This is a genomic window from Mesorhizobium sp. P2_E7, assembly GCF_056403855.1.
The window spans coordinates 1-26,803 of the sequence record NZ_JBFUER010000005.1 but is presented as its reverse complement, the minus strand read 5'-3'; the positions used below and the strand labels follow the sequence as shown (position 1 = coordinate 26,803).

The window sequence follows — 26,803 nt, the reverse complement described above, 5'->3', positions numbered from 1 at the left end:
CCGCCCGGCCAGACGACTTCTGATCGTCGACCATAGCAGACGCCTGCCGGATGCGGCAGTCAAACTTTAGAAGACGGGAATATAGCCTGGCGACCCGAACCGCGTTCGTCCGGCTATTCTTGGGGCTATTTCTGGGGAGCGGCGCTCTCTGCACCCGTGGGTTGGACGTAGCCGATGCTCACATCGGCCTGCTCCTCGGTCTTCGGCCGCTTGATCCGGGCCGAGGCCACGACGACGAGCTCGTCGAAATCTTCGCCGCCGCTGTCCAGCATCTCGAAGAACTGGCGACGCATCCTGGGCTCCCAGAACTTGTTGATGTGCTCGGCTACGCCAGCCACACCTTCCTCGCGCGGCCTCGAATGGAAGAAGGCGGCAATCTGGTTGGCCATCCGCACCAGCTTTTCCCTGGTGCTCGTGATGTGGTCTTCGTCATGCGACATGCTGGGCAACTCCCAAGACCACCCGTTCCGGGTGGGTGAAAACATCGAAATCGTCGCCGCGCACCAGCGCCACCAGTGTCATACCGGCTTCTTCGGCAGTGCGGATGGCAAGTGCTGTCGGCGCCGAGACGGCCATGATGAAGGCCGAGCCGATGGCCGCCGTCTTCTGCACCATCTCTACCGAGACGCGGCTGGTCACGACGACAGCACCTGTAGCGCCGTCGATCCCGGCCTTGGCCAGCGCGCCGGCCAGCTTGTCCAGCGCATTGTGGCGGCCGACATCCTCACGGGCCATGACAATGCCCTTGCCCGGTACATAGAAGCCCGCGGCGTGCACCGCGCCGGTTTCCGAATGCAGAGGCTGCACCTTCGAAAGAAGCTTCACCGAACGGGCGATGTCATCGGAATCAAGCGTAAGCTTGGACGCACCGACCTTGTCGACCGAGCGCATCGCTTCCTCGATGGATTCGATGCCGCACAGCCCGCAGCCGACCGGTCCGGCCAAGCGCCGCCGCCGCGCCTCGAAGCGTGTGTTGGCCTGGTCCTTCAGCCGGATCTGGATGTCGATCCCGGCGCCATGGTCCTCGACCTCGATCGCCTCGATTTCGTCGGGCAACCTGATGATGCCTTCGGTCAGCGAGAAGCCGAGCGCAAAATCCTCGAAATCGGCCGGGCTCGCCATCATCACCGCATGGGTGGTACCGGCAAACGAGAAGGCCACCGGCGTCTCCTCCGGCACCATGCGGTTGGCCGCCGCAGTGCCGCTGGCACGGTGCGCCAGCCGCGATATCTGCGTCGTTGCTTTGCGGCGCGCGGCCAAGACTACTCCGCCGCCTGCAGCGGAGCGATGCGGCGGCTGTTGCGCGCCTGCTCGTCATAGTCGCGCTGCCAGTCCGAAGGCCCGTTGGAGGCGCCGACCTGCACTGCAGTCACCTTGTACTCCGGACAATTGGTCGCCCAGTCGGAGAAGTCGGTGGTGATGACGTTGGCCTGCGTGTCCGGATGGTGGAACGTCGTGTAGACCACACCCGGCGACACCCGGTCGGTGATCAGCGCACGCAGCGTCGTCTCGCCCGAGCGGCTGGTCAGCCGCACCCAGTCGCCATCGCGCACGCCGCGGTTCTCGGCATCGTGCGGATGGATCTCCAGCCGGTCTTCCGAGTGCCACATGACGTTTTCGGTGCGCCTCGTCTGTGCACCGACATTGTACTGGCTGAGGATGCGGCCGGTGGTCAGCAGCAACGGGAAACGCGGCCCGGTCCGCTCGTCGGTTGCCACATATTCGGTGCGGATGAACTTGCCCTTGCCGCGCACGAATCCGTCGATATGCATGATCGGCGTGCCGAGCGGGGCCTTCTCGTTGCAGGGCCATTGCACCGATCCGACACGGTCGAGCAGATCGAAGGAGACGCCGGCGAAGCTTGGCGTCGTCTTGGCGATCTCGTCCATGATCTCGGAGGGATGCTGGTAGTTCCAGTCAAGCCCGATCGCACGGGCAAGCTCCTGCGTCGCCTCCCAGTCGGCGTAGCGCGCCTTCGGCTCCAGCACCTTGCGCACCATGTTGATGCGGCGCTCGGCATTGGTGAAGGTGCCGTCCTTCTCCAGGAAGGTCGAGCCCGGCAGGAAGACATGCGCGTAGTTAGCTGTCTCGTTGAGGAACAGGTCGTGCACGACCACGCATTCCATCGCCGCCAGGCCGGCCGCGACATGCTTGGTGTCAGGGTCGGACTGCAGGATGTCCTCGCCCTGGATGTAGATGCCTTTGAAGGAACCGTCGACAGCGGCATCCAGCATGTTGGGGATGCGCAGGCCGGGTTCGTCGTCGAGCTTCACGCCCCACAAAGTCTCATAGATGTCGCGCACCGCCTCGCCGGAGATGTGGCGGTAGCCCGGCAGTTCATGCGGGAACGAGCCCATGTCGCATGAGCCCTGCACATTGTTCTGGCCGCGCAGCGGATTCACGCCGACGCCTGGGCGGCCGATATTGCCGGTCGCCATGGCAAGGTTGGCGATAGCCATAACCGTGGTCGAACCCTGGCTGTGTTCGGTGACGCCGAGGCCGTAGTAAATCGCGCCGTTGCCGCCCTTGGCATAGAGCCGCGCAGCACCCCGGATCAGCTCCGGGTCGACGCCGGAAAGCTTGCCGACGGTCTCGGGGCTGTTCTCCGGCAAAGCGACGAAGGAGGCCCAGTCCTGGAACTCCGTCCAGTCGCAGCGTTCGCGGATGAAGGCTTCGTCGAAAAGTCCTTCGGTGACGATGACATGCGCGAGCGACGTCAGCACCGCCACGTTGGTGCCGGGCTTCAGCGGCAGGTGGTAGTCGGCCTCGACATGCGCCGACTTGACCATTTCGGTGCGGCGCGGATCGAGCACGATCAGCTTGGCGCCCTGGCGCAGCCGCTTCTTCAGCCGCGAAGCAAACACAGGATGGGCGGAAACCGGATTGGCGCCGATGATGACGGCGACATCGGTGAATTCGACGGAATCGAAATCCTGGGTGCCGGCCGAGGTGCCATAGGTCTGGCCGAGGCCGTAGCCGGTCGGCGAGTGGCAGACGCGGGCGCAGGTGTCGACATTGTTGTTGCGGAAGCCCTGGCGCACCAGCTTCTGCACCAGATAGGTCTCCTCATTCGTGCAGCGCGAGGAGGTGATACCGCCGATCGAGGTGCGTCCGTATTGATACTGGATACGGCGGAATTCCTTGGCCGTATGGGCGATCGCCTCTTCCCAGCTTACCTCGCGCCAGGGATCGCTGACCTTTTCCCTAATCATCGGCGACAGGATGCGGTCCTTGTGGGTCGCGTAGCCATAGGCGAAACGGCCCTTCACGCAGGAGTGGCCGTGGTTCGCCTTACCGTCCTTGTAGGGCATCATGCGAATGACTTCGTCGCCCTTCACCTCGGCCTTGAAAGAGCAGCCGACGCCGCAATAGGCACAGGTGGTGACCGCGGAGCGCTCGGGCAAGCCTTTCTCAAGCACGGTCTTTTCACGCAGCGCATCGGTCGGGCAGGCCTGCACGCAGGCGCCGCAGGACACGCATTCGGAGGCGATGAAATCCTCATGCATGCCGGCGACCATGCGCGATTCGAAACCGCGGCCCTCGATCGTCAGCGCGAATGTGCCTTGCACCTCTTCGCAGGCCCGCACGCAGCGCGAGCAGACGATGCATTGCGCCGGATCATAGGTGAAATAGGGGTTTGACTCATCGCGGGCGATGTAGTCGACCGCCAGCAAGCCATGGCCGGGCGCGACACCGTTCTCTTCCTTGACGTGGTTGCGGCCCTCGACGCCATAGCGGTTCTCGGTCAGGCCGACCGACTTCGCCACAACGTCGAACTCGCTTGCGCCGGTTCCGGCCTTCTCGTTCCAGCCGGTCGGATGGTCGGAGACGTAAAGCTCCATGACACCGCGGCGGATGGCGTCGAGCCGGTCGGATTGCGTGCGCACCACCATGCCTTCGCCGACCGGCGTCGTGCAGGATGCCGGCGTGCCGCCGCGCCCTTCGATCTCAACGAGGCAGACGCGGCAGGAGCCGAACGAGTCCAGCATGTCGGTGGCGCAGAGCTTTGGGATCTCGACCCCGCCTTCCATCGCCGCGCGCATGATCGACGTACCCTCCGGCACGCTGATGCTGCGGCCGTCGACGATCAGCGTGACCTGCTTTTGCGCCTTCGATTCCGGGGTTCCGTAGTCGAGTTCTTCGATGAGCGTCGGGAAGTCGGCCTTGATGTTCATCTGCCAGCTCCTATTCAGCAGCCACGCGCGCCGGCGCGGGCTTGAAATCTTCGGGGAAATGGGTGATCGAGCTCATCACCGGGTAGGGCGTGAAGCCGCCCAGCGCGCAGAGCGATCCGAACTTCATCGTGTTGCAGAGATCGGTGACCAGAGCCAGGTTCTTTTCCGGCTCGATGCCGGCGGCAAGCCTGTCGATGGTCTCCACCCCGCGTGTCGAGCCGATGCGGCAGGGCGTGCACTTGCCGCAGCTCTCGATGGCACAGAATTCCATGGCGAAGCGCGCCTGCTTCAGCATGTCGGCGGTATCGTCGAACACAGTGATGCCGGCATGGCCGATCAGGCCGTCACGCTTGGCAAACTCTTCGTAGTCGAACGGCGTGTCGAACAGGCCGCGCGGGAAATAGGCGCCGAGCGGCCCGCCGACCTGCACTGCCTTCACCGGCCGGCCAGTCGCTGTGCCGCCGCCGATGTCGTCGACGATTTCGCCGAGCGTCAGGCCGAAGGCCGTCTCGAACAGGCCGCCATGCTTGACGTTGCCGGCGATCTGGATCGGGATCGTGCCGCGCGAGCGGCCCATGCCGAAATCCTTGTAGAAGGCAGCACCCTTGTCCATGATGATCGGCACGGAAGCCAGCGAGATGACATTATTGATCACCGTCGGCTTGCCGAACAAGCCCTGGATCGCCGGCAGCGGTGGCTTGGCGCGCACCACACCGCGCTTGCCTTCAAGGCTGTTCAGCAGCGACGTTTCCTCACCGCAGACATAGGCGCCGGCGCCGACCCGGATTTCCATGTCGAAGGCGTTCGGCGAACCCAGCACGTTGAGGCCGAGCACGCCTGCCTTGCGGGCGACCTCGACAGCCTTGTTCATGACAGCCACCGCATGCGGATACTCCGAGCGGATATAGACGAAGCCCTTGGTCGCGCCGGTGGCGATGCCGGCGATCGCCATGCCCTCTATCAGCACGAAGGGGTCACCCTCCATGATCATGCGGTCGGCGAAGGTGGCGCTGTCGCCCTCATCGGCGTTGCAGACGATGTATTTGCGCTCGGACGTCGTATCAAGCACGGTCTTCCACTTGATGCCGGTCGGGAAGCCAGCGCCGCCACGACCGCGCAAGCCCGATTCCGTGACTTGCTTGACGATGTCGAGCGGCGCCATGGCCACCGCGTTCTGCAGGCCCTTCAGTCCGCCCAGTGACTTGTAGGCGTCGAGCGACAGCGGGTCGTTGATGCCGCAACGCGCGAAGGTCAGGCGAGTCTGCCTGGCCAGGAACGGGATTTTGTCAGGCGCGCCCAGCCAGCGCTTGTGATAGCCGCCGGTGAGGAAGCCGCCGTCGAACAGGCTCTTGACGTCGGATGACTTGACCGGCCCGTAGGCGACGCGCCCCTTTTCGGTCGCAACTTCGACCATGGGTTCGAGGAAATAGGCGCCGCGCGAGCCGTTGCGCACGATCTTGGCCTCAATGCCCCGTTCGGCCAGTTCTGCACGAATAGCCTTCGCGACCTTTTCGGCGCCGAGCGCCAGCGCGCCGGAATCGGCGGGAATGTAGATGCGCGGGATCATGAGCGTACCTCCGCGACGATCTCTTCGATCTTCTCGTCATCGAGCCGCCCGATCACCTCACCATCCAGCATCGCCGACGGTGAACAGGCGCAAAGCCCGAGGCAATAGACCGGCTCAAGTGTAACCGATCCGTCGCGGGTGGTCTCATGGAAATCGATGCCGAGCAACTGCTTGACCTTTGCGGCGACCGCATCCGAACCCATCGACTGGCAGGCTTCCGCCTGGCAGAGCTTGAGCACGTGCCGGCCGGCCGGGCGGGCACGGAAATCATGATAGAAGGTGACGACGCCGTGGACCTCGGCCCTCGACAGGTTCAGCCCATCGGCGATGACGGGCACCGCGTCCTGCGGTACGTGGCCAAATTCTTCCTGGATCTCGTGCAGGATGGGCAGCAGCGGGCCTTCGAGGCCCTTCAGCTCCTGGATGATCGCTGCCGTGCGCGACTGAATCTCGGTACTTGCAGGCTGCATTGGCATGCAGCGCCCTCCCTGGTCGAAGCGGTTTATCGCTAAGTGGTTACAAAAACAGAGGAAACCCGCGAAATCAATAAAGCTGATCCGTTGCTTGATAGAAATTTTCTATCAAGCACGTCCGGCACCCAGTCTCTAGCCTAGCGGTGGTTGCGGAAATCGTCTGCCAGCGCCATCGCCTCGTCCAGCAGCGCCTGCACCAGCGGCGTGTGCGGTTCGCGCGGTGCGGCCACCAGCCCAACGGTGTGGCTGGCATCGGGCTCGACGATCGGAATGGCCCGGATCGGCTCGGAAAAGCCGAATGTTTCCGCAAGGTTGAGCGGCATGATCGACGACCATTTTCCGGTCCTGATATGCGAAAACAGCACGATCATCGAATTCGATTCCAGCGTCGGCCGAACCTGTGTGCCGGCCTCGGCCAGGTGCTGGTCGATGATGCGGCGGTTCTGCATGTCCGGCGTCAACAGGCAGAGCGGTAACTGGCTGAGCTCGGCCCATGTCACTTTGTCGCGATCCGAATAGGGATTTCCGACCGCGGTGATCAGCTGGTAGCGCTCGTCATAGAGCGGCACGCTGGTCACTCGTCCCAACGGTTCGTTGTCGAGATAGGTGATGCCGGCATCGATGTCGAAATTGCCGAGCAGTGACAGCACCTCGATCGAGGTCCGCGACAGGATCGAAAAGGTGACACCGGGATGCTTGGCCCGAAAGGGCGTCGTCAGCCGCGCCACCATGGCCAGAGCGGTTGGAATGGCGGCGATGCGGATGCGTCCGGACAGGCCGTGGCGCGCCGCACGCATCTCCTCGCGCATGGTCCTGGAGTCGCCGACGATGCGGCGCGCCCACTCCAGCACCTGCTTGCCCTCCGGCGTCAGCCCCTGGAAGCGTGAGCCGCGATTGACCAGCATGACGCCGAGCTGGCCTTCCAGCTGCTTGATACCGGCCGACAGCGTCGGCTGCGTGACCCCGCATGCTTCCGCCGCCCGGCCGAAATGCTCCTCCTTGGCCAGCGCAATGAAGAATTCCAGCTTGTCGATCATTGGCGCAAGCTAACCGGCGCCGGGCGGCGGCGCCAGACGCAGTTGGGCACCTCAGCTATTCCGCCGATTTCCGGGCAGAGCACGCCGGCTGTTGCGCCACGACTTGGTTCCGCCGGGAAACTGCATTATCTCAGGCGCAAGCTTGCATAAGGAAGACCTGATGTCCGTCACCAAGGAAATCGTCACCGAGCGCCTGAAGACGGTCAACGGGCCGGACTTCACCGGCAACATCGTTGATCTCGGCATGGTTTCGGAGATTTTCATCGCCGATTCGAAAGTATTCTTCTCGATCACCGTTCCCGCTGTCCGCGCGCAGGAGATGGAACCGTTGCGCGCCGCCGCCGAGCGCGTCGTCAAGGCGATTCCCGGCGTCGCCGGCGCCGTCGTCGCGCTGACGGCGGAAAAGAAGGGCGGCGGCATGGAGGCGCCGGTTCCGGCGCGTCCTGCACCCAGGCCCGCACCACCGGCTCCGCCTGCCGCGCCGCGCGCGGCTCCGCACGCCCCCGCCTCGCAAAGCTCGGGCAAGCGTGGCGTGCCCGGCATCGAGGCGATCATCGCGGTTGCATCCGGCAAGGGCGGCGTCGGCAAGTCGACCACCGCCGTCAACATCGCGCTCGGGCTCGCCGCCAATGGGTTGCGCGTCGGCGTGCTCGATGCCGACATTTATGGCCCGTCAATGCCCAGGCTGCTCAACATCCATGGCCGGCCGCAGACGGTCGACGGCAAGATCCTGAAACCGATGGAGAATTACGGCCTCAAGGTGATGTCGATGGGCTTCCTCGTTGACGAGGAGACGCCGATGATCTGGCGCGGCCCGATGGTGATGTCGGCGCTGACGCAGATGCTGCGCGAGGTCGAATGGGGCCGGCTCGACGTGCTCGTCGTCGACATGCCGCCCGGCACCGGCGATGCGCAGCTGACCATGGCCCAGCAGGTGCCGCTGGCCGGTGCCGTCATCGTCTCGACGCCGCAGGATCTGGCCCTGATCGACGCCCGCAAGGGATTGAATATGTTCAAGAAGGTCGACGTGCCGCTGCTCGGTATCGTCGAGAACATGAGCTATTTCATCGCTCCCGACACTGGCAAGCGCTACGACATTTTCGGCCATGGCGGCGCACGGCGCGAGGCGGAGCGGCTCGGCGTGACCTTCCTCGGCGAAGTGCCACTGGAAATGGGCATTCGCGAAAGTTCTGATGAAGGCTCGCCCGTGGTGGCGTCGAAGCCCGATAGCGCCGAGGCCAAGATCTACCGCGACATTGCGTCGAAGGTCTGGGAGCGAGTCAACGAAGAGCGTGGCGCCGCAGCAGCGGCGGTGCCGAGCATCGTGTTCGAGTAGCGCTGATATCCCTCCCCCCTTGAGGGGAGGGTGCCGCGCGAAGCGCGGCGGGTGGGGTCGCCTCAGCTGCCTTGACCTGCGTCAAGCTGCCTCGGCCTTGCGAAGAAATAGCGCCATCGCGTCACCGCGGACCCCACCCGGCCCTTCGGGCCACCCTCCCCGCAAGGGGGAGGGAGCTAACCGCCCACTTTCTCGCCAAATGTCGAGAAAAACTGCCCGGCCAGTTTCTTCGAAGTCGATTCGATCAGCCGGCTGCCGAGTTGGGCGATCTTGCCGCCGACATCGGCCTTGGCCGCGTATTTGAGCACCGTCGCATCCGGCCCGTCGGCCGTCAGCGTGACATCGGCGCCGCCCTTGGCAAAACCGGCAATGCCGCCCTTGCCTTCGCCCTGGATGGTGTAGGAATGCGGCGGCTTGAGGTTTTTCAGCGTCACCTCGCCGTTGAAGGTCGCCTTGATCGGCCCGATCTTCACCACCACGGTCGCCGCCATTTCGGTCGGCGATTTCATATCGAGGTTCTGGCAGCCGGGGATGCTTTCCCGCAGCACGTCCGGGTCGTTCAGCGCTTCCCAGACTTTCTGCAAGGGAGCGGCAATGCGTTCCTCGCCTTCGATCACCAAAGCCATCGACACCTCCCGAGCGCTACTCCAGCAGGCCTAACGTACGGTCAGCTGCCTGTCTATCGCACCAAAGTCCGGATGCGACGGTGCGCCCTCTTGCCTGCTTCCACGCGTTGCCATATCGATTTGTCTTACAAATACGGAGACCACGATGGCAGGCGCCCCCACCAGGAAGAAGAAATTTCGCTCGCAGGAGTGGTTCGACAATCCCGACAACCCAGGCATGACCGCGCTCTATCTCGAGCGCTATCTGAACTACGGCCTGACGCGCGCCGAGCTGATGTCGGGCAAGCCACTGATCGGCATCGCGCAGACCGGCTCGGATCTGTCGCCCTGCAACCGCCACCATATCGAACTCGCCAAGCGCGTGCGCGAAGGCATCGTCTCGATGGGCGGCATCCCGTTCGAATTCCCGTGCCATCCGATCCAGGAAACCGGCAAGCGGCCGACCGCAGCACTCGACCGCAACCTTGCCTATCTCGGCCTGGTCGAGGTGCTTTACGGCTATCCGCTCGACGGCGTCGTGCTCACCATCGGTTGCGACAAGACCACGCCGGCGCTTTTGATGGCAGCGGCCACCGTCAACATTCCGGCCATCGCGCTGTCGGTCGGCCCGATGCTCAACGGTTGGCACAAGGGCAAGCGCACGGGGTCCGGCACCATCGTCTGGGAATCGCGCCAACGGCTGTCGGCCGGCGAGATCGACTATGACGAGTTCATGGACATCGTCGCCTCCTCGGCGCCGTCCACCGGCTATTGCAACACCATGGGCACCGCCACCACGATGAACTCGCTGGCCGAGGCGCTTGGCATGCAACTGCCGGGCTCGGCCGCGATCCCCGCACCCTACCGCGAGCGTGGCCAGATTTCCTACGAGACGGGCAAGCGCATCGTCGAGATGGTGCATGAAGACCTGAAGCCGTCGGACATCATGACCCGCAAGGCCTTCGAGAACGCCATTGTCGTCAATTCGGCCATTGGCGGCTCGACCAACGCTCCGATCCACCTCAATGCGATCGCCCGCCATCTCGGCGTGCCGCTGAGCAATGACGACTGGCAAGCGATCGGCCTCAATGTGCCGCTGCTCGTCAATCTGCAGCCGACGGGCGAATATCTCGGCGAGGACTATCACCATGCCGGTGGCGTGCCGGCGGTGGTGGCCGAGCTTTTGAAGGCCGGGCTTTTGCCGCATCCCGACGCCGTGACCGCCAACGGCAAGTCGATCGGCGACAATTGCCGCGGCGTGGCCAACGAGAACCAGGATGTCATCCGCAGCGTCGACAAGCCGCTGAAGACCAATGCCGGTTTCATCAACCTCAGCGGCAATCTCTTCGATTCGGCGATCATGAAGACCAGCGGCATTTCGCCGGAATTCCGCGAGCGCTACCTGTCTAACCCGAAGGATCCGGAAGCTTTCGAAGGCAATGCCATGGTCTTCGACGGGCCGGAGGATTACCACGCCCGCATCGACGATCCGGCGCAGGGCATTGACGAGCACACCATCCTGTTCATGCGCGGTGCCGGCCCGATCGGCTATCCCGGCGGCGCCGAAGTCGTCAACATGCAGCCACCGGCCTATCTCATCAAGAAGGGCATCCACGCGCTGGCCTGCATCGGCGATGGCCGCCAGTCAGGCACGTCGGGCTCGCCGTCGATCCTCAACGCCTCGCCGGAAGCGGCAATAGGCGGCGGCCTGGCGTTGCTCAAGACCGGCGACCGTGTGCGTATCGACTTACGCAAAGGCACCGCCAACATCCTCGTCAGCGACGACGAGATCGCCAAGCGGCGCGCCGCGATGCAAGGCAATGGCGGCTATCACTATCCCCAGCACCAGACGCCGTGGCAGGAGATCCAGCGCGGCATGGTCGACCAGTTCTCCGAAGGCATGGTGCTGAAGCCGGCGGTGAAGTATCAGGACGTCGCGCACACCAAAGGCGTGCCGAGGGACAATCACTGAGCGCGACATCGTTTGCCGAAATCGAAAGGGCGGTCTGCTGAGCGGACCGCCCTTTGTCATGACTGCGCCCTTGTTTTGGCCGGGCCGGACCTACAGATATGCGGGGTCTCGGCAGTGCTCTGATAAGGGAAGACCACCATGACAAAACGGCGCTCTTCCCTCGGCTTCCTCGGCTTCCTCGGCATGTTCGGTCGCTCGGGCGACCTGCGGGAACTCGACAATGCGCTGCGCGGCGCCGACCTTCATCCGGCGCTTGTTCCCGAGGGCGTCAAGCTCACCATCGTCAATCTGATGAAAGACCATTGGCCGGACGAGCCGCCGCCGGACGCCTATCAATCCGTGGCGCAGCTGTTCAGCTATTGCATCGCCGGGCCGCAGACGTTCGAGCAGGCGAACGGCCCGGAGCGGCGGCTGGAAGCGGAGCGCCGGATCGAGGCGGCGCTCGAGACCGGTGACAGTCTCGATGCACAAATCGTGCTGATGGCGCTGCACGGCAAGCTGATCAACGCCGAGGTCGTCGAGCATTTTGGGTTAAGTGCGGGCTGACCTTCGTAAGGATAAGCTTACCCGCCCATGCCGCTGCGCGGCAGCTTGATCATCTCGCCGAAGCGGGCGCGCAGTTTGTCGTCGAGCAGCTTCGGCACATGGCGGGGGAAGCGCTCGGCAAGCACGCGCTTCTTCTCGATGATCGCCCTCTGCAAGATGTCGGGCCGACCCTTCTCGTTCCATTCCTTGGGCGAGAACCGGTCGCCGACGGCCGGGTAGAAATATTCGGTCTGCATCAACCGCAGCGTCTGCTCATTGCCGAGATAGTGGCCCGGGCCATTCATGCAGACTTCAGTGATGGTGTCGATCGACAGCGCCTCGTCGGTCACCTCGATGCCGCGCACGCAGCGCAGGCAGTGGCCCAGCATGTCGTTGTCGATGATCAGGCTTTCAAGGCAAAAGCCGAGCAGCGAGGCATGCATGCCGGCCGATTCATAGACCAGGTTGAGGCCGGCAAGGCCGGCCATCACATCGGTGATGCCCTTTTCATAGCCGGACTGAATGTCGGGCAGTTTCGAATCCGTCATGCCGGCGGCCGAACCGCCCGGCAGGTCGTAGAATTGCGCCATCTGCGCGCAGGCCGACGTCAGCACCGCCTGCTCTGCCGAGCCACCCGACATGGCGCCCGTGCGCAAGTCGGACACGAATGGCCATGTGCCGAAGATCGCCGGATGTCCCGGCTTGATGGCGTTGACATAGATGAGGCCGACGAGCACTTCGGCCACGGCCTGGACCACTGCGCCGGCAATCGCCGCCGGGGCGGTGGCGCCGGCCTGGCCGGCCGACAAAAGCAGGATCGGAATTCCGCCTTCGACGCAGGCTTCAAGCACGCCGCAGGCGTCTTCGGCGAATTTCATTGGCGGCACGACGAAGCAATTGGAGTTCGAGACGAAAGGCCGCGCCCGGAAATTCTCCTCGCCGCCGGCGATCGCATAGAGCATTTCCAGCGCCGGCTGCACGTTCTCACGCACCGTGAACGAAGTGCCGACATGCTTCGACGTCCCCATCACGCAGGCGTAAAGCGTATTGAAGTCCATTTCGAGCGGATCGGGAATGTCGCGCGGCACCATCGGCCGCTGGAAGAAATGGATGTTGTCGAGCCCTTCGACGAGGCGGGCGGCGTCGTAAATGTCCTGCACCAGCGACTCGCGGTATTCGCGCTTTTCGACGTCGACCAGATGCACCGCGGCGCCTGCAGTGCCGTAATGCACGCGTTTGCCCTGGATCAGCATGTCATGCCTGGGGTCCTGGCCGTGCAGCGTGAAATTCCGCGCCGCTTTCTTGATCGTGTCCAGCACCAGGCCGCGCGGGAAGCGAATGCGGCCGTCGTCGCCATAGACGGCGCCGACCCCGGTCAGCGCCTCGATGCAGGAGGGAATGGCATTGGCGAAGCCGACGGTTTCCAGCAGCGTCAGCACCGCTTCATGGATGCGCTCCTGGTCGTTCCTGTTGAGCGGGCCGTAGCTGCCGCCTTCAAGACCGGCGCGCACCGGCCGGATATCGTCAGCCAAAGGCGCGGCCCGCATGGCGCGGCGCGCCTCGCGCCCGCCGGATCGTCGCGAGCGCTGGTCGGCCGACGCATCCTTAACAGCCGCATCCTGCTTAAGAGCCGCATCCTGCTTCTCGACAGCCACTGACATGGGGGCACTCCACCTTTTAGCTTTGCGAACCACGACGCGGTGATTGGTCCACCGTCGGCATGCTTCGTCCCTCTGTCAGCCGACTATGCCGCCGCCATTGGCCCAGCCTATGGGCCAGTGAGTGCAGCCGAGTATGCCAGAGAGCTAGTGCAGAATGCTGGAGATGATGCCAAAGGCCGGGGCCGTTTAGAGCCCCGGCAGCACGAAATCAGGCGGCTGCCGGCCTGCGGCCGGCCGCGGTCGCAAGCTCGCGGATGCCCGGCTCGATGTGCTGCAGCGCGATCGAGGAAATCCCCAAGCGCATGAAACGCGACGGCTTTTCGGTGCGGTCGAAGAAGCGGTCGCCGGGCTCGATAATGACGCTGCGCGACGCCGCGGCCTCGGCCAGTCCACGCGAATCGGTGCCGCGCGGCCCTTCCAGCCAGAGCGATGTGCCGCCGGCTGAATCGGTCGAACGCCATTCCGGCAGGAATGCGGAAATCGCATGGACCAGACGCTTGCGGCGTTCGTCGAAGGCCGACGACAGCCGCCGCACCAGGGCCTCGTGATGGCCAAGCGACAGGAACAGCGCGACGGCACGCTGGTTGTTGGCCGGCGGGTGCCGCAGCATGAAGCGGCGCAGCGCCCTGAGTTCCGAGATTAGTCCAGCCGAAGCCACGATGTAGCCAAGCCTGAGGCCCGGAGCCAGCGTCTTCGACATCGAGCCGACATAGACGACGCGCCCCGAGCGATCGAGGCTCTTCAACGCCTGCTGCGGCGCCTCGTCGAGAAGCTGGCTGTCATAGCCGTCCTCGATGATGATCTGGTTATGGCGGTTGGCGCGCGCCAGAAGGTCCTGCCGCCGCTCCGCCGACAGCGGCACCATGGTCGGGCAATGGTGGCTGGGCGTGACGAAGACAAAGCCGGAATCGTTGGGGATGGACGAGGTTACGATGCCGGACTGGTCGACCGGAACCGGCTGGATTTCGGCGCCGGCAAGCCTGAAGATCGAGCGCGCGTCGGGATAGCCCGGGTCTTCCATCGCCACCTTCGAGCCCTTGGCCATCAAGAGCGTCGCCAGCATATAGAGCGCGTTCTGGGCGCCCAGCGTGACGATGATCTCGTCCGGATTGGCGAAGATGCCGCGCCGCGGCAACAACCGCGCCTGGATCTGCTCGATCAAGAGCGGATCGTCGCGATCGACCATGTCGGATGCCCAGTTGCGGATCTCCAGCACGGCCAGCGCCATGCGGTTGCATTCGCGCCATTCGGCGGTCGGGAACAGCGCCGGGTCGAACTGGCCGTAGACGAAGGGGTAGGACGACTTGATCCAGTTGTCGTGCTTGGCCGGCGGCGGCATGTCGCTGGCGGCGATCTGCCTGCGTGCCTTCCAGTCGATCTCGTTCTGCTGGTCGGGCGCCTTCTGGTGCGGCTTGGCGGGGGTGGCCAGGACATCCGGATTGACGAAATGGCCGCGCCGTTCGCGCGCCACCAGGAAACCCTGGTCTACCAGTTGCTGGAACGCCAGCACCACGGTACCGCGCGCGACGCCGAGTTTTTCGGCCAGGATGCGGCAGGACGGAAGCGGCATCGAAGCGGCAATCTGCCGGTCGAGGATGGCGGCGACGATCGCCTGGCGGATCTGCGCCTGCAGGGTCTGGCCCGATTCCGCCGAAATCCGGAACAGGCCGGACCATATGGCCGTGTCGTTACGCTGTGGCATGGAAGATGTTCCTCGATGGCCAAACTTTTTTGCTTGGCTGGACCAGCGGAAGGTAACCGTGGCACAAGGGGTTGCGCCAATCAATTTTTCTGATCGCTGGGATTTATGCCAGTGATCTATGGCGCGACGCAAAGCGTCGTCGCCCGCGTCCGCGCGACGCAAAGCGTCGTCGCGCAGCATTGTCCCAGGCGTGATGCGCCAGCGTCATCCCCGCGCAACGCATCGCGTCGTCGCGACATGCTGCACTGCGTCATCCCCACGCATTGAAACAAATGGAATTCGGCTCAATAACATCGGCGCGACGACACGCGCCGGAAACATCCGGTCTGATAAGATGTCGTGAAAAAGTATCAGGAGCCGGCATTGGATCATTCGTCCTTCGACAAACAGCTTGTCGCCTTGCGTGCTGCGCGCGCGGCGGCATCGGGCACGATGCGCGAGGCTTTTGCCGCCGACCCCAAGCGTTTCGAGACATTCTCGGCCAGCGACGGCGACCTTCTGCTCGACTGGTCGAAATGCGCGGTTGATGCGCGCACCATGGAACTGCTCGAGAAGCTCGCCGGCGCCGCCGACCTCGAGGGACGCCGCGCCGCGCTGTTTTCCGGCAAGAAGATCAACATCACCGAGGACCGCGCCGTGCTGCACACGGCGCTGCGCAACCTCTCTGGCAAGGGCGTCACCGTCGATGGCCAGGACGTCAAGGCGGATGTGCTTTCCGTGCTCGACGCCATGGGCGCCTTCGCCGACGCCATTCGCTCCGGCAAGGCTGCCGGCGCCACCGGCAAGAAAATCACCGACATCGTCAACATCGGCATTGGCGGCTCCGATCTCGGCCCGGCCATGGCGACGCTGGCGCTGGCGCCTTATCACGACGGCCCGCGCGCGCATTACGTCTCCAACATCGACGGCGCCCATATCCACGACACGCTGAAGGACCTGTCCGCCGAAACCACGTTGTTCATCATCGCTTCGAAGACTTTCACCACGGTCGAGACGATGACCAATGCCGAGACGGCGCGCAAATGGGTGCAGAAGGCGCTCGGCAAGGAAGCTGTCGGCAAGCATTTCGCCGCCGTTTCGACCGCGCTCGACCTGGTGGCCAAGTTCGGCATCGAGGCCGATCGCGTCTTCGGCTTCTGGGACTGGGTCGGCGGCCGCTATTCGCTTTGGGGCGCCATCGGCCTGCCGCTGATGATCGCCATCGGCCCGCGCAATTTCCGCGCCTTCCTCGACGGCGCGCATGAGATGGACGAGCACTTCCGCACCGCACCCTTGCAGAAGAACCTGCCGGCGCTTCTCGGACTGGTAGGCTGGTGGCATCGCGTCATCTGCGGCTATCCCGCCCGCGCCGTCATTCCCTATGACCAGCGCCTGTCCAGGCTGCCGGCCTATCTGCAGCAGCTCGACATGGAATCGAACGGCAAGGGCGTCACCCTTGACGGTACGCCGGTGGCGACGCCGACCGGACCGCTGGTCTGGGGCGAGCCCGGCACCAACGGCCAGCACGCCTTCTTCCAGCTGCTGCACCAGGGTACCGATTTTATCCCGGTCGAGTTCCTAGCCGCCGCCGTTGGCCATGAGCCCGATCTGAAACACCAGCACGATCTCTTGCTTGCCAACTGCCTGGCGCAGTCGGAAGCCTTGATGAAGGGCCGCACGCTTGACGAGGCGCGGGCGCAGATGCTGGCCAAGGGCATGAAGCCGGCCGATGTCGACAAGATCGCGCCGCACCGCGTCTTCTCCGGCAACCGCCCCTCGGTGACCATCCTCTACCGCAAGCTCGACCCGCGCACCTTCGGCCGGCTGATCGCGCTATACGAGCACCGCGTCTTCGTCGAGGGTACCTTGTACAACATCAACTCCTTCGACCAGTGGGGTGTCGAGCTCGGCAAGGAGCTGGCGACCGGCCTGCTGCCTGTCGTCGAGGGAAAGGAGAGCGCCGCCAAGCGTGACGCTTCGACGGCCGGGCTGGTGGCGCGCATCCAGCAGCTGCGGGGTGCGAAATGAAAAACCCGGCCGACATCAAGGGCATCCTGTTCGACAAGGACGGCACGCTTGTCGACTTCAATGCGACATGGCTCAGCATTGCCGATTTCATGGCCATGGACGCAGCCGAGGGCGACCGCTGGAAGGCCGACAGGCTGCTTTCAGCCGCGGGCTTCGATTTCGTCAACAAGCGCTTCAAGCCCGACTCCATCTTTGCCTCCGGCACCAACATGGATGTCGTCGAACTGTGGTTCCCGCGACTGTCCGACGAGGACCAGATGCTCGCCGTCGCCCGCTTCAACGAGATCACCTCTGTGCAGGGTTCGTCGATGGCGGTGGCGCTGCCCGGCATCGTCGGGGCGCTGACGGCGCTACACAAACGCACCTACCGGCTCGGCGTCGCCACCAACGATTCAACCGCCGGCGCGGAGAAGACCATGGTGACACTTGGCGTCGCCCAGCTCTTCGACGCCGCCTATGGCTATGACGCGGTCGCCAATCCCAAACCGGCGCCGGACACCATTCTCGCCTTCTGCGACCTGACCGGGCTGAGGCCGGCCGAGATCGCCATGGTCGGCGACAACCGCCACGACCTGGAGATGGCACGCGCCGGCGGCTGCGGGCTGGCGATCGGCGTGCTCTCCGGCACCGGCACGCGTGAATCGCTATCGGCGATCGCCGATGTCGTCCTGGATTCCGTTGCCGACCTGCCGGACTTTCTGTCGGCGCGGGTCAAGGAGACGGTCTGACGGGGAAAGCTGGGGTAAGCGCAAATCAAGCTGAGCTTTTCCGTCACTGGGCGAAGTGGGTGGCTAGCCGACATCGGGAGACGAAGTGCCGAACGTCCGTTCTTAGGCCGAAAGCTGCCCGTCCGCAATCAGGATGAAGTTAGCGGCAAGCGGTCGTTCCCCTGGTGGGCCATTGGGGGTCGATGGCTGACTACCTCCATAACACCGTCAAACATCTCGAAGGGCTGGCGATAGAAGATCGGCTCCTTTGGCGACTTCAGGAAATGGTTGCCGAGCGGATTGAGGTGGCCACCAGCGCTCGCCAGTATCCGGCTCCGATGATCTAGGGCACATTCTTGACGTCCGCTGCTCCCCGAGGGGCTAGCAAAACTGCAAACTGTGATTGCGGGTTGAATACCCGACGGGGTTCGATGAGACGGTGCGCAATCAACGACTACAGGTTTCGACGCGGCGGCCGGTGCGGGCCTGATCGAAGCGCTGAAGGACGCACGCACGGCGTGACGGGGGCGGTGTGGCCGTAGCCCCCCTAAACAGCGGCCAGCGGCGAGACTAGCCCAGAAGAAGCCACCCGCACCCGCATCGGCGCCAACTGGAACGCCGTGGCTTCAATGTTCGGCCGCCGCCCGCAATTTGCGTACTATCCATTGCAGCCTCCAAGGAAGCCCACCTGAGAGCTGCGAGCGTCACCCGGGGCGTTCGATTTCCCGACCTTTATCTTGCGCCGAAAGCTACGCGTGGTCCAACCGATCTGAAAGGTGGTGCCGCCACGAGATTCGCGCTAGTTTGGATCGCGGTGCCGCTTGAGAAAGCTCGATGCAAACAATTGAGGATTGGCTGAGCCACCTCGGTCTCGGCAAGTACCTGCAGGCGTTCCTCGAAAACGACGTCGACCTTCGAGCGCTTCCCCATATCACGGACGCCGATCTCCAGCAGCTTGGTGTCTCGCTCGGGCACCGGAAGGTCATTCTGGCCGCGATCGATGGACATGGACAGCCCCACCCCAACGGAGTTCGTCCTGCCTCGGTTCCAGTCGGTAGGCCGGAAGCTCAGACCACCGAAGTGCCGCAGGAACCAACTGCCGACCGGCGGCTCCTCAGTGTGCTCTTCTGTGACCTGGTCGGCTCGACAGCGCTATCGGCACAGCTCGACCCGGAAGACATGCACGAGCTCACCCGCCGCTATCAGGACAGCGTCGCTGGCGCAATCACCCGCTTTGGCGGCTATGTCGCCAAATATCTCGGAGACGGCGTGCTTGCCTATTTCGGGTGGCCGATGGCTTACGAGGATCACGCAGAGCGTTCCATTCGGGCAGGCCTCCAGGCACTCGCCGCAGTCGAGGCCTTCCAATCGCCCGACGGCGAGCAACTGAAGGCGCGTATTGGCATCGCATCGGGCCACGTGGTCGTCGGCGACATTGCGGGCAGCAGCGTGAACGAGCGCGCCTCAATTGCAGGGGACACCCCTAATCTCGCGGCGCGCCTGCAAAGCGCTGCCGCTCCCGGTCAGATCGTCGTTGCCGACAGCACGCGTCGGCTCGCCGGGCAGTCCTTCGAGATCGAGAGCCTCGGTGAGCAGGAGTTGAAAGGCTTCAAATCGCCTATTGCCCTCTTCGCGGTTCGTGGCGAGCGGGAGGTGGAAAGCCGGTTCGACGCAGCGCACGACCGCGCTTTATCGAAGTTCGTCGGCCGAACCAGCGAAATCGGCATTCTGCTAGAGCGTTGGGAGTTGGCAAAGGCCTATCAGGGCCAGGCGGTTTTTGTGTCGGGAGAAGCGGGCATCGGGAAATCGCGCCTCGTGGATGCACTGGAGGAACGGTTGCATGGGAGTCAGTATGAGCTAATCCGGTTGCAGTGCTCCCCCTATCACGCCACTTCTGCCTTCTACCCCATCATCCAACGTCTAAGCCGGCTTGCGGGCTTTTCATCCGCCGACGACCAAGCCATGCGCGATGAAAAATTTCGCGCGATTGTTCAACGTTACGGGGAACATCCCTCGGAGGTCGGATCGATCTACGCCGAGCTGCTCTCGCTCGACCTCGGCGAGGCGTTCAAACCGCTCGACCTCTCCGCCCAACACCGGAAGGAACTCAGCGTCCACACATTGGCGAACCGCGTGCTACTCGCGGCGAAGATAGCGCCCGTGCTCTTTGTCGTCGAGGATGCGCACTGGATCGATCCGTCGACTAATGAATTTCTCACAGAGGTCGTGAACCGCACGCATGGTGCGGCCGTCCTTGTCGTTGTGACGCACCGACCGGAATGGACCGCCGGGTGGGCAACCGGACTGGCTCAGGTGTCGACGCTCGCCATTGGCCGGCTGACGAAGCAACAGATGCGAGAGCTGATCGAATCGATGCTTGCGGATATTCCCGACCAGCTTGCCGACCGAATTGCCGAGCGAACAGACGGCGTACCGCTGTTTGTCGAAGAGCTGACGCGCTCAATCATGGAGAGCGGAAAGGCAGCGTCGCTCAACGTCGAGATCCCAGATAGTCTGCAGGGCTCCCTTATGGCGCGACTCGATCGTTTGACAGCGACGGCCAAGGAAGTCGCGCAAATTGCCTCTGTGATAGGCAGGGAATTCGATCGTGGCCTACTCTCGAAAGTTGCCGGACTCGAAGATAAGGGTCTCGACGACGCGTTGCATCAGCTAATGTCCACCCAACTCGTCGTGATTGGAGGCGTTCTGCAGGACGCGCTCGTTTTCCGCCATGCGCTCATCCAGGATACGGCCTACCAATCGCTTCTCAGTCGGCGGCGCCGCCACTATCATGAAGCGATAGCCAGGGTCCTCATCGACGCGTATCCCGATCTCGTCGTCACGCAGCCCGAGCTCATCGCCCAGCACTACGTCAAGGGACAGCAAAACGAGCTTGCCCTCCCGTACTGGATGATGGCCGGCGAACGCGCGCTGGGGCGATCAGCCAACTATGAGGCGGTCGACCATTTTCAGAACGCTCTTGCCATCGCGGAGCAATTGCCGGAAGGACGGGCTCGGCAAAAAGAGGTGCTCGAGGCAACGCTAAAACTCTGCGAAGCACTGAGCGCCGCAGGCCGGTTGTCAGATTCTGTTGCAAAATACAAGCTGACCGCGCGACTGGCTCGCGAGGCTGGCGATACCAAGGCCTTCATCCGCTCTGCGCTTGGTTTTGATGCCGCACAGTTCCTTTCCTCGAAGCCGCTCGCCGAATCGCTCCAGCTACTCAGGGAAGCGATGGGCAAGATCGACCACAACGATCAGAAGTCGCGCTGCCAGCTTCTCACCCGCCTTGCGCGCGCATATGCGTACCTTGGCGACGCTAAGAACAGCGCGAAATACCATAAGGAGGGCGTCAATCTGGCTCGGCAGCTGGGTGACAAACCGTCGCTCTTGGAACTCTCTGTCTTGCCTTTCCTAACCCCGACGACAGTCAAGTCTGACGCAGAGGCAGTCGATCGGACTACTCGCGTAGACGAAATAAAGCGCCTCTCGGCTGATATCAACGACGACGAAATGCTGGGCCGAGCCCTAATACTCGACGTTTACGTCTCCACCGAATTGGGCAATCGTGCTCGAGCCGATCTAGCGATCGATGGATTGGAAGAGCTCGGAACGCTGCGCCAGCGGCTCCACCTCCTGTGGATGGCTCGGCATGCGCGGGCCATGATGGCTATTCTTGAGGGACGTTTCACGACGGCTGAGGCACTTGCAGGAGAAGCGCTGAGCATGGGTAGACAGACGCATGGCGCGGAAGTCGAGGGCGTCTACGGCATGCAGATGTTCGCGATCCGACGTGAACAGAGCCGCCTGTCGGAGGTCGCACCGGTCATGAAGCGTTTGATCGAAGAGAACCCCGATGAAACCACCTGGTTGCCAGGTTTTGCGTTGGTTGCATGTGATTTGGGCTATCGGGACGCAGCGCAGCGTAGGCTGAGCGAGCTGGCTCGCACCGGTTTCGCAATGCCGTTAGATGCGAAGCGAAGCACGTCCCTCTCATTCATGTCGGAAGTCGCGATCGGCCTCGGTGACACGGAGGCGGCGCAAACGATCTACGACCTTATGATCGCCTACAAGGATATGACCATCACGGCGGGAGTGGCAACTGTCTGCTTTGGAGCAGCGAGCCGCTATCTAGGAATGTTGTCCGCCTCGCTAGGTGACTTCGAGAAGGCCGCCGCGCACTTCGACCATGCACTTGAGATGAACGCAGCCAGCGGTTCAAGACCGTGGCTCGCGCATGCACAAGCCGAATATGCGAGCCTGCTTATGAAAATCGGTAGCAAGAAAGCGATCGAGAGAGCAATGTCACTGTCGGAGCAAGCCTCGGCAACCGCGGTCGAACTGGGTATGGTCCGCTTGAAGAAGAGGTTGCAACCGACCCTGCATTAGGGGGCTGGGTCATGCATCGCCGGCATCAACACGGTTCAGAAGGAGCCTTCTCATGCCACGCTACGTCATCGAACGAGATTTTGCCGAACAGCTTAACCTTTCAAAGGACTCGGTCGAAAAGGTCAATTTGATCAATGACGAGGAAGGCGTGCAGTGGATCATCTCCTTCCTCAGCGCCGACAGGAAAAAGACCTATTGCCTTTACGAGGCGGCTAGCCCTGAAGCCATTCGCGCCGCGGCCCGAAGAAACAACCTGCCCGCTGATGTGATCATTGAGATCAGTGGCGAGATTGGGCCGAATATGTTCGCTTAGCGCAATAGGCCGCAAGCCAGCCAAATGGCGACGATTTTTCAAGCTTGGCCCGTCCGTCGCAAGCGCGCCGTCTAGCCTGCTCGCTCGGATGTCCGCTCTTGGGATGCGGCTATGGGTCTACTGAACGACCAACATGGGGCGCATTGCGGTCCGGCAGCCTTTGGAGCCGAGCGCGGACAGTCCGCTTTCGGGATAATTGGGTTAGAGACCCGACCTTGCTTCAAACCTAGGGCGGACTGCTTGGCGCCCAGGAGCCGACATTCCGAACAACGTCGAGCACCTCCTTTTCGGAATTCAAGACGAACGCTCGCAGCCAATTTTGTAACGTACCGCATCGGAGAAGGGACCGTTTGCTGCTACCTCTCGCTAGCCAGTGCGTATGGTCTTGCCACTACGCTTTCCTTATAGTTCTGCCTGAAATGGAACAGGGTCAACATCTGGAACGAAAGTTGGTCGCTATCCTCGCCGCCGACGTGGTGGGGTACAGCCGCCTGATGGGCCTGGACGAGACAGGCACACTTTCTCGGCTCAAAGCATTTCGCCGCGAATTCATCGAACCGTTGATCAATGGGTACCACGGCCGCGTCGTCAAGCTCATGGGCGACGGGGCGTTGGTCGAGTTCACCAGCGTCGTTGATGCCGTGGCATGCGCTGTCGAAATTCAGCAAATTGCCGCGCAGCAGAACCTTAATGTTCCCGAGGACTCCCGGATCGTTTTCCGAATGGGGATAAATCTTGGTGACGTGATCATCGATGGGGATGACTTCTATGGCGATGGCGTCAACATCGCTGCCCGGCTGGAGGGGTTCAGCGATCCAGGCGGCGTAGTCATCTCGGGAGCTGCTTACGATCAAGCCAGGAACAAGCTTGGCTTGGCCTTCAAGTCGTTGGGCGAACAGCACCTCAAGAACATCGCCGAGCCAGTCCGCGTCTATCGGGTCCTGTTGGAGCAGACCGCAGTCCCCAAGAAGCTGCGTTCCCGGCGATGGTTCATGATCCCCGCGGCACTGTTCGTGTTCCTAGCGGTAGGCGGCGTTGTGTTAATCCTTTGGCCGCAGGCAACTGCACTTCTTCCTGGCCACAGTCCCACCGCTGTCGGCGCGGCGGCGGGCAAGCCCTCCATCGCCGTATTGCCGTTCGTTGATATCAGCGACAAATCCGAGCAGGACTATTTCGCCGAAGGGCTCACGGACGATCTCATCACTGATCTATCGAAGATTTCCGGGCTGCTCGTTATCGCTCGCAATTCCGTATTCTCATTCAAGGATCGAACCCTGGACGTCCGGCAGATCGCGGAGCAATTGAACGTCCGTTACGTGCTCGAGGGCAGCGTTCGCCGTGAGGGGGACGCAGTGCGCATCAACGTGCAGCTCATCGATGTGACGACGGGAAGCAACGTTTGGGCAGAGCGGTATGACCGCGACTACTCTAAGATATTCGCGCTGCAGGACGAACTGATCGGACGCATCGTCGAGGCCCTCTCGGTACGGCTGACGGAGGGCGAGAGAACCCAGATTGCACGCCTCCCGACCCGAAATCTGGAAGCCTACGACTTCTATATACGAGCCGAGCAGAAAGTGTATGCACTCGACTATAAGTCTCTCGGGGAGGCTCTCGCCCTTTATCAAAGCGCGATCAAGCTCGATCCTGGGTTCGCAGACGCCTATTCGGGCTACGCCCGGGCTACCGTGGACGTGCTCGGTTTCGACTACCAGCTCATCATGCTGAGCGCCGTCGCTCGCCAGCGCGCCTATGAAGCGGCGGGACGAGCGCTGGAACTCAACCCCCAGTCTTCGCGCGCCTATGCCGTGCTCGGCATCCTGCAGATGCTCGACGGCGAAATGGACGAGGCGATCGTGTCGGTCCAGAAGGCGGTGGCACTCGATCCGAATGGTGCCGAGGCAGAGCTCAACCTGGCGATCGTACTGACCTACGCCGGTCAGAACCCGGAGGCGCTAGCGGCCATGGAACGCGTGCTGCAACTCGATCCCAAGCCGCGGGCGCAGGTCTTCGATTATTATGCCTTCGTGCTCTACATGAACCGGCAATACGAGAAGGCCATCCAGGCGCTGCACGAACTCCAACCGGAAGAGCGGAGCGACCTCGGCCTTGAAACGCTGGCCATGACAAACGCGCGGTTGGGCCGAATGGCGGAAGCGCACAACGCGGTCGCAGCAATGCTGGAAAGGTCCCATGAGCAGAACCTCGCCGGCCTTCGCGTCGTGTACGCCCATCATCGGCGGCAACAGGATCTCGATCACCGGCTGGACGCTCTTCGCGCCGCGGGGATGCCGGAGTGGAGCTACGACTTCCGCGGGCGGGCGGAGGACCGCCTCGACGCCTCTGCTATACAGGCCCTGACAATCAACCACACATGGATCGGGCATCAACATAATGGTGCGCCGTTTGTGATGGAGCTGAATGCAAACGGCGATTTCGCCCTGAGCTCTCAAAACAGCATGATCGCCGGCGCGTTCACTCTAGAGGACAACCTGTTCTGCACGCGATCCTCAGCGACTTTGCTCGGCCGCAAATTCTGCAGCCCGGTCTACCGCAATCCCAACGGGAGCAGCGAAAAGCGCGACGAGTATGTTTTGCCGGACTCTGTCACGGTATGGTATTTCTCAGCGTCACCATGACCCGCGCGGTTCGGCGCGAGATCGCAAGATTCCGCTCGAACCAAGTCAGTTGTCTCCCGCTCTGGCATTGAATTCCTTCGCTTCGATTGCGGGCCATTCGGCGTCGGCCTTGGCAATGACAGCACCGGGGGCAGCATCAAAGTCTTCCTCCAGGCCTTCCTTCCCGGAAAAAAGGAAGAGCTTGCCGTCGACGATACGCCAGGCTTCCGGGTCAATGTTCGCAGATGCCTCTTTGAGTGCCATCCCCCCCGTGCAGAAGCCGCCATACTGAGGGGCATAGCGGACCGGCTGAGAAGCGAACGCGTCGCGATGTTTTGCGCTAGCAAAATACCAGGTCGCCCCGAGCCATTTCTCCGTGATCTCCGGCGAACCCTTGGTCGCGTGACCGTCGGTGAAATACGCCACCGGATCGTAGCCGAGTATGGCGACATTGCCGAAGTATCCCGTGTTCGCTCCGTCGACAGCGTAGGATGCATTCATGCCAATGAATAGGAGGCACGCGGCTGTCATAGCTCCGTAAGGCAAACTGCCAAACGTTCTTGAGCGGTGCGTTGTCATATCAGTGTCTCCAATGATGTGGCGCTTAGTTGCCGGCTGCGACGCACGCCGCGTACGATGCTCCAATTGTTTCCTTGGGTTGACATTTTGCCCCATGCTTCTTGAGCAAAACCATCACTTGCGCGCTCTGAAAGAATGTCGCACGGCTCAGAGGCGTATAGCCGTACTCTTGGATGGCCTCGACCTGGGCACCGTGCGCAATCAACATCTCAGCCACCGCTGCCTGGTTTTCTTCGGCTGCTACGTGCAAGGGGGTGATTTTGTGAGCGCTCAAGGCGTCGACCTCGGCACCGTGGTCGAGCAACATCGAGACTATCTCCACGCTTCCAGAATAGGCGGCGGCGTGCAGTGCCGTGAAGCCCCGGTCATTACGGGCTTCGAGGTCGGCATTGGCCTTGATCAGCACTGCGACAACTTCCGCTTTACCGGAAAGCGCCGCATCGATCAGAGGCGTCTCGCGGTTCTCGTCACGGCTGTTCACGTCGACGCCTTGAGCCAGGATATGGACGACTCCAGCGGCATCGCCTTCCCGCGCAGCTTCATGAAGGGGCCCTGCGGTCGCCGCACCACTAGCAATTCCGAGCCAGGAAATGCACGCAACGACCGCAGCAATGCAGACGAGCCGCTCCGGGCCTATTTCCAGGGGCGTGACACTCAGTATTCGCTTGGTACCGGTCACGGCAGACCTCCGGGCGACGTTCGCTCGCAGACCGATTTATGAGTCCACTCTACTCCATTCGGCGCACGGGGGCTATGGATTCCGTCATTTCGCCAGAGCGCAATTGGCAATGCGCTCTAGGAGATTCTTTGCTCTGGATGGGAAAGGCAGCCCTCGCGCGGTTCTGTTTCCGAACCCAGCGCATTGCGTCCGCGCGCAGCTCCCAAGCGCCACAGCAATGTCCAGATTGGGGTCAAACCCGCACACCACGCCGCCCAATCCGAACGTCTGCTTCAGGAAGTCGCAAAACCGACTTCTACGGCCGACATGAGGCGCAAAGCAGTCGTTCACGTCGGGGTCGGCGCAAATCAGCGTTCGGTCGAACCCGGCTATTCAGCGATAGGGTTTTTTGTAGCGTCAGCGCTCTCCCGACACAAACGAAAGCACCCCGCTCGGCTTGGTCGCCACACTCTTCGCGT

20 protein-coding genes are annotated in these 26,803 nt (G+C 62.7%); 9 read left to right on the top strand and 11 right to left on the bottom strand.

Translation table 11 applies throughout. From position 1 onward, the window contains the following. Positions 1-125: 125 nt before the first annotated feature. From AC1DYC_RS23135 to AC1DYC_RS23110, 6 genes are all read right to left on the bottom strand, one after another. Entirely contained in the window at positions 126-440 is a 315-nt protein-coding gene (locus tag AC1DYC_RS23135; RefSeq protein WP_477410133.1) for a formate dehydrogenase subunit delta, read from the bottom strand. Next, entirely contained in the window at positions 430-1,260 is an 831-nt protein-coding gene (gene fdhD / locus AC1DYC_RS23130; RefSeq protein WP_477410132.1) for a formate dehydrogenase accessory sulfurtransferase FdhD, read from the bottom strand. The genes AC1DYC_RS23135 and fdhD overlap by 11 nt, the downstream gene beginning before the upstream one ends. 2 nt (positions 1,261-1,262) lie before the next feature. Then, the gene (gene fdhF, locus AC1DYC_RS23125) at positions 1,263-4,175 is read right to left on the bottom strand and encodes a formate dehydrogenase subunit alpha (RefSeq protein ID WP_477410131.1); all 2,913 of its coding nucleotides are present in this window, start codon (positions 4,173-4,175) and stop codon (positions 1,263-1,265) included. Between the two features lie 10 nt (positions 4,176-4,185). After that, positions 4,186-5,742: a formate dehydrogenase beta subunit gene (locus AC1DYC_RS23120; protein WP_477410130.1), complete on the bottom strand. Its 1,557-nt coding sequence runs from the start codon at positions 5,740-5,742 to the stop codon at positions 4,186-4,188. Then, positions 5,739-6,218, bottom strand: a complete 480-nt coding sequence (locus tag AC1DYC_RS23115) for a formate dehydrogenase subunit gamma (protein ID WP_477300416.1) — start codon at positions 6,216-6,218, stop codon at positions 5,739-5,741. The genes AC1DYC_RS23120 and AC1DYC_RS23115 overlap by 4 nt, the downstream gene beginning before the upstream one ends. Positions 6,219-6,352: 134 nt before the next feature. Beyond that, positions 6,353-7,252 carry a LysR family transcriptional regulator gene (locus AC1DYC_RS23110; protein WP_477410129.1) on the bottom strand — a complete coding sequence of 300 codons (900 nt, stop codon included), beginning with the start codon at positions 7,250-7,252 and terminating at the stop codon, positions 6,353-6,355. 157 nt (positions 7,253-7,409) lie between these two features. Here AC1DYC_RS23110 and AC1DYC_RS23105 point away from each other — a divergent pair, with 157 nt between their 5' ends. Beyond that, positions 7,410-8,588, top strand: a complete 1,179-nt coding sequence (locus tag AC1DYC_RS23105; RefSeq protein WP_477410540.1) for an Mrp/NBP35 family ATP-binding protein — start codon at positions 7,410-7,412, stop codon at positions 8,586-8,588. 176 nt (positions 8,589-8,764) lie between these two features. On the opposite strand, the gene AC1DYC_RS23100 is transcribed toward AC1DYC_RS23105, so the two are convergent. Continuing rightward, positions 8,765-9,214 (bottom strand): SRPBCC family protein, encoded by a 450-nt coding sequence (locus AC1DYC_RS23100; protein WP_477410128.1) that lies wholly within the window; start codon positions 9,212-9,214, stop codon positions 8,765-8,767. Positions 9,215-9,359: 145 nt separating this feature from the next. Here AC1DYC_RS23100 and AC1DYC_RS23095 point away from each other — a divergent pair, with 145 nt between their 5' ends. After that, a complete protein-coding gene (locus AC1DYC_RS23095) occupies positions 9,360-11,165 on the top strand; it encodes an IlvD/Edd family dehydratase (RefSeq protein ID WP_477410127.1) in 1,806 nt (601 codons plus the stop codon). A 138-nt stretch (positions 11,166-11,303) separates the two neighbouring features. Next, positions 11,304-11,711 (top strand): hypothetical protein, encoded by a 408-nt coding sequence (locus AC1DYC_RS23090; RefSeq protein ID WP_477410126.1) that lies wholly within the window; start codon positions 11,304-11,306, stop codon positions 11,709-11,711. Between the two features lie 17 nt (positions 11,712-11,728). On the opposite strand, the gene AC1DYC_RS23085 is transcribed toward AC1DYC_RS23090, so the two are convergent. Together AC1DYC_RS23085 and pdxR are read right to left on the bottom strand one after the other, a co-directional pair. Next, positions 11,729-13,351, bottom strand: coding sequence for a trimethylamine methyltransferase family protein (locus AC1DYC_RS23085; RefSeq protein ID WP_477410125.1), 1,623 nt, complete (start codon positions 13,349-13,351; stop codon positions 11,729-11,731). Between the two features lie 208 nt (positions 13,352-13,559). After that, positions 13,560-15,053 carry a MocR-like pyridoxine biosynthesis transcription factor PdxR gene (gene pdxR, locus AC1DYC_RS23080; protein ID WP_352496882.1) on the bottom strand — a complete coding sequence of 498 codons (1,494 nt, stop codon included), beginning with the start codon at positions 15,051-15,053 and terminating at the stop codon, positions 13,560-13,562. Between the two features lie 363 nt (positions 15,054-15,416). Here pdxR and pgi point away from each other — a divergent pair, with 363 nt between their 5' ends. The 6 genes from pgi (at position 15,417) to AC1DYC_RS23050 (ending at position 25,108) form a co-directional block, all read left to right on the top strand. Next, on the top strand, positions 15,417-17,060 hold the full coding sequence (gene pgi / locus AC1DYC_RS23075; protein ID WP_477410124.1) for a glucose-6-phosphate isomerase: 1,644 nt from the start codon (positions 15,417-15,419) through the stop codon (positions 17,058-17,060). Next, the gene (locus tag AC1DYC_RS23070) at positions 17,057-17,788 is read left to right on the top strand and encodes an HAD family hydrolase (protein ID WP_477410123.1); all 732 of its coding nucleotides are present in this window, start codon (positions 17,057-17,059) and stop codon (positions 17,786-17,788) included. Before pgi ends, AC1DYC_RS23070 begins: the two co-directional genes overlap by 4 nt. A 182-nt stretch (positions 17,789-17,970) precedes the next feature. After that, positions 17,971-18,114: a hypothetical protein gene (locus AC1DYC_RS23065; RefSeq protein WP_477410122.1), complete on the top strand. Its 144-nt coding sequence runs from the start codon at positions 17,971-17,973 to the stop codon at positions 18,112-18,114. A 487-nt stretch (positions 18,115-18,601) separates the two neighbouring features. Continuing rightward, positions 18,602-22,156 carry an adenylate/guanylate cyclase domain-containing protein gene (locus AC1DYC_RS23060; RefSeq protein ID WP_477410121.1) on the top strand — a complete coding sequence of 1,185 codons (3,555 nt, stop codon included), beginning with the start codon at positions 18,602-18,604 and terminating at the stop codon, positions 22,154-22,156. A gap of 52 nt (positions 22,157-22,208) precedes the next feature. Beyond that, entirely contained in the window at positions 22,209-22,469 is a 261-nt protein-coding gene (locus tag AC1DYC_RS23055; protein ID WP_477410120.1) for a DUF4242 domain-containing protein, read from the top strand. Positions 22,470-22,918: 449 nt separating this feature from the next. Then, the gene (locus tag AC1DYC_RS23050) at positions 22,919-25,108 is read left to right on the top strand and encodes a FlgO family outer membrane protein (protein ID WP_477410119.1); all 2,190 of its coding nucleotides are present in this window, start codon (positions 22,919-22,921) and stop codon (positions 25,106-25,108) included. 45 nt (positions 25,109-25,153) lie between these two features. Here AC1DYC_RS23050 and AC1DYC_RS23045 read toward each other — a convergent pair whose 3' ends face one another. Then, on the bottom strand, positions 25,154-25,666 hold the full coding sequence (locus AC1DYC_RS23045) for a YHS domain-containing (seleno)protein (RefSeq protein WP_477410118.1): 513 nt from the start codon (positions 25,664-25,666) through the stop codon (positions 25,154-25,156). Between the two features lie 25 nt (positions 25,667-25,691). Beyond that, positions 25,692-26,345 carry an ankyrin repeat domain-containing protein gene (locus tag AC1DYC_RS23040; protein ID WP_477410117.1) on the bottom strand — a complete coding sequence of 218 codons (654 nt, stop codon included), beginning with the start codon at positions 26,343-26,345 and terminating at the stop codon, positions 25,692-25,694. Positions 26,346-26,803: the final 458 nt, after the last annotated feature.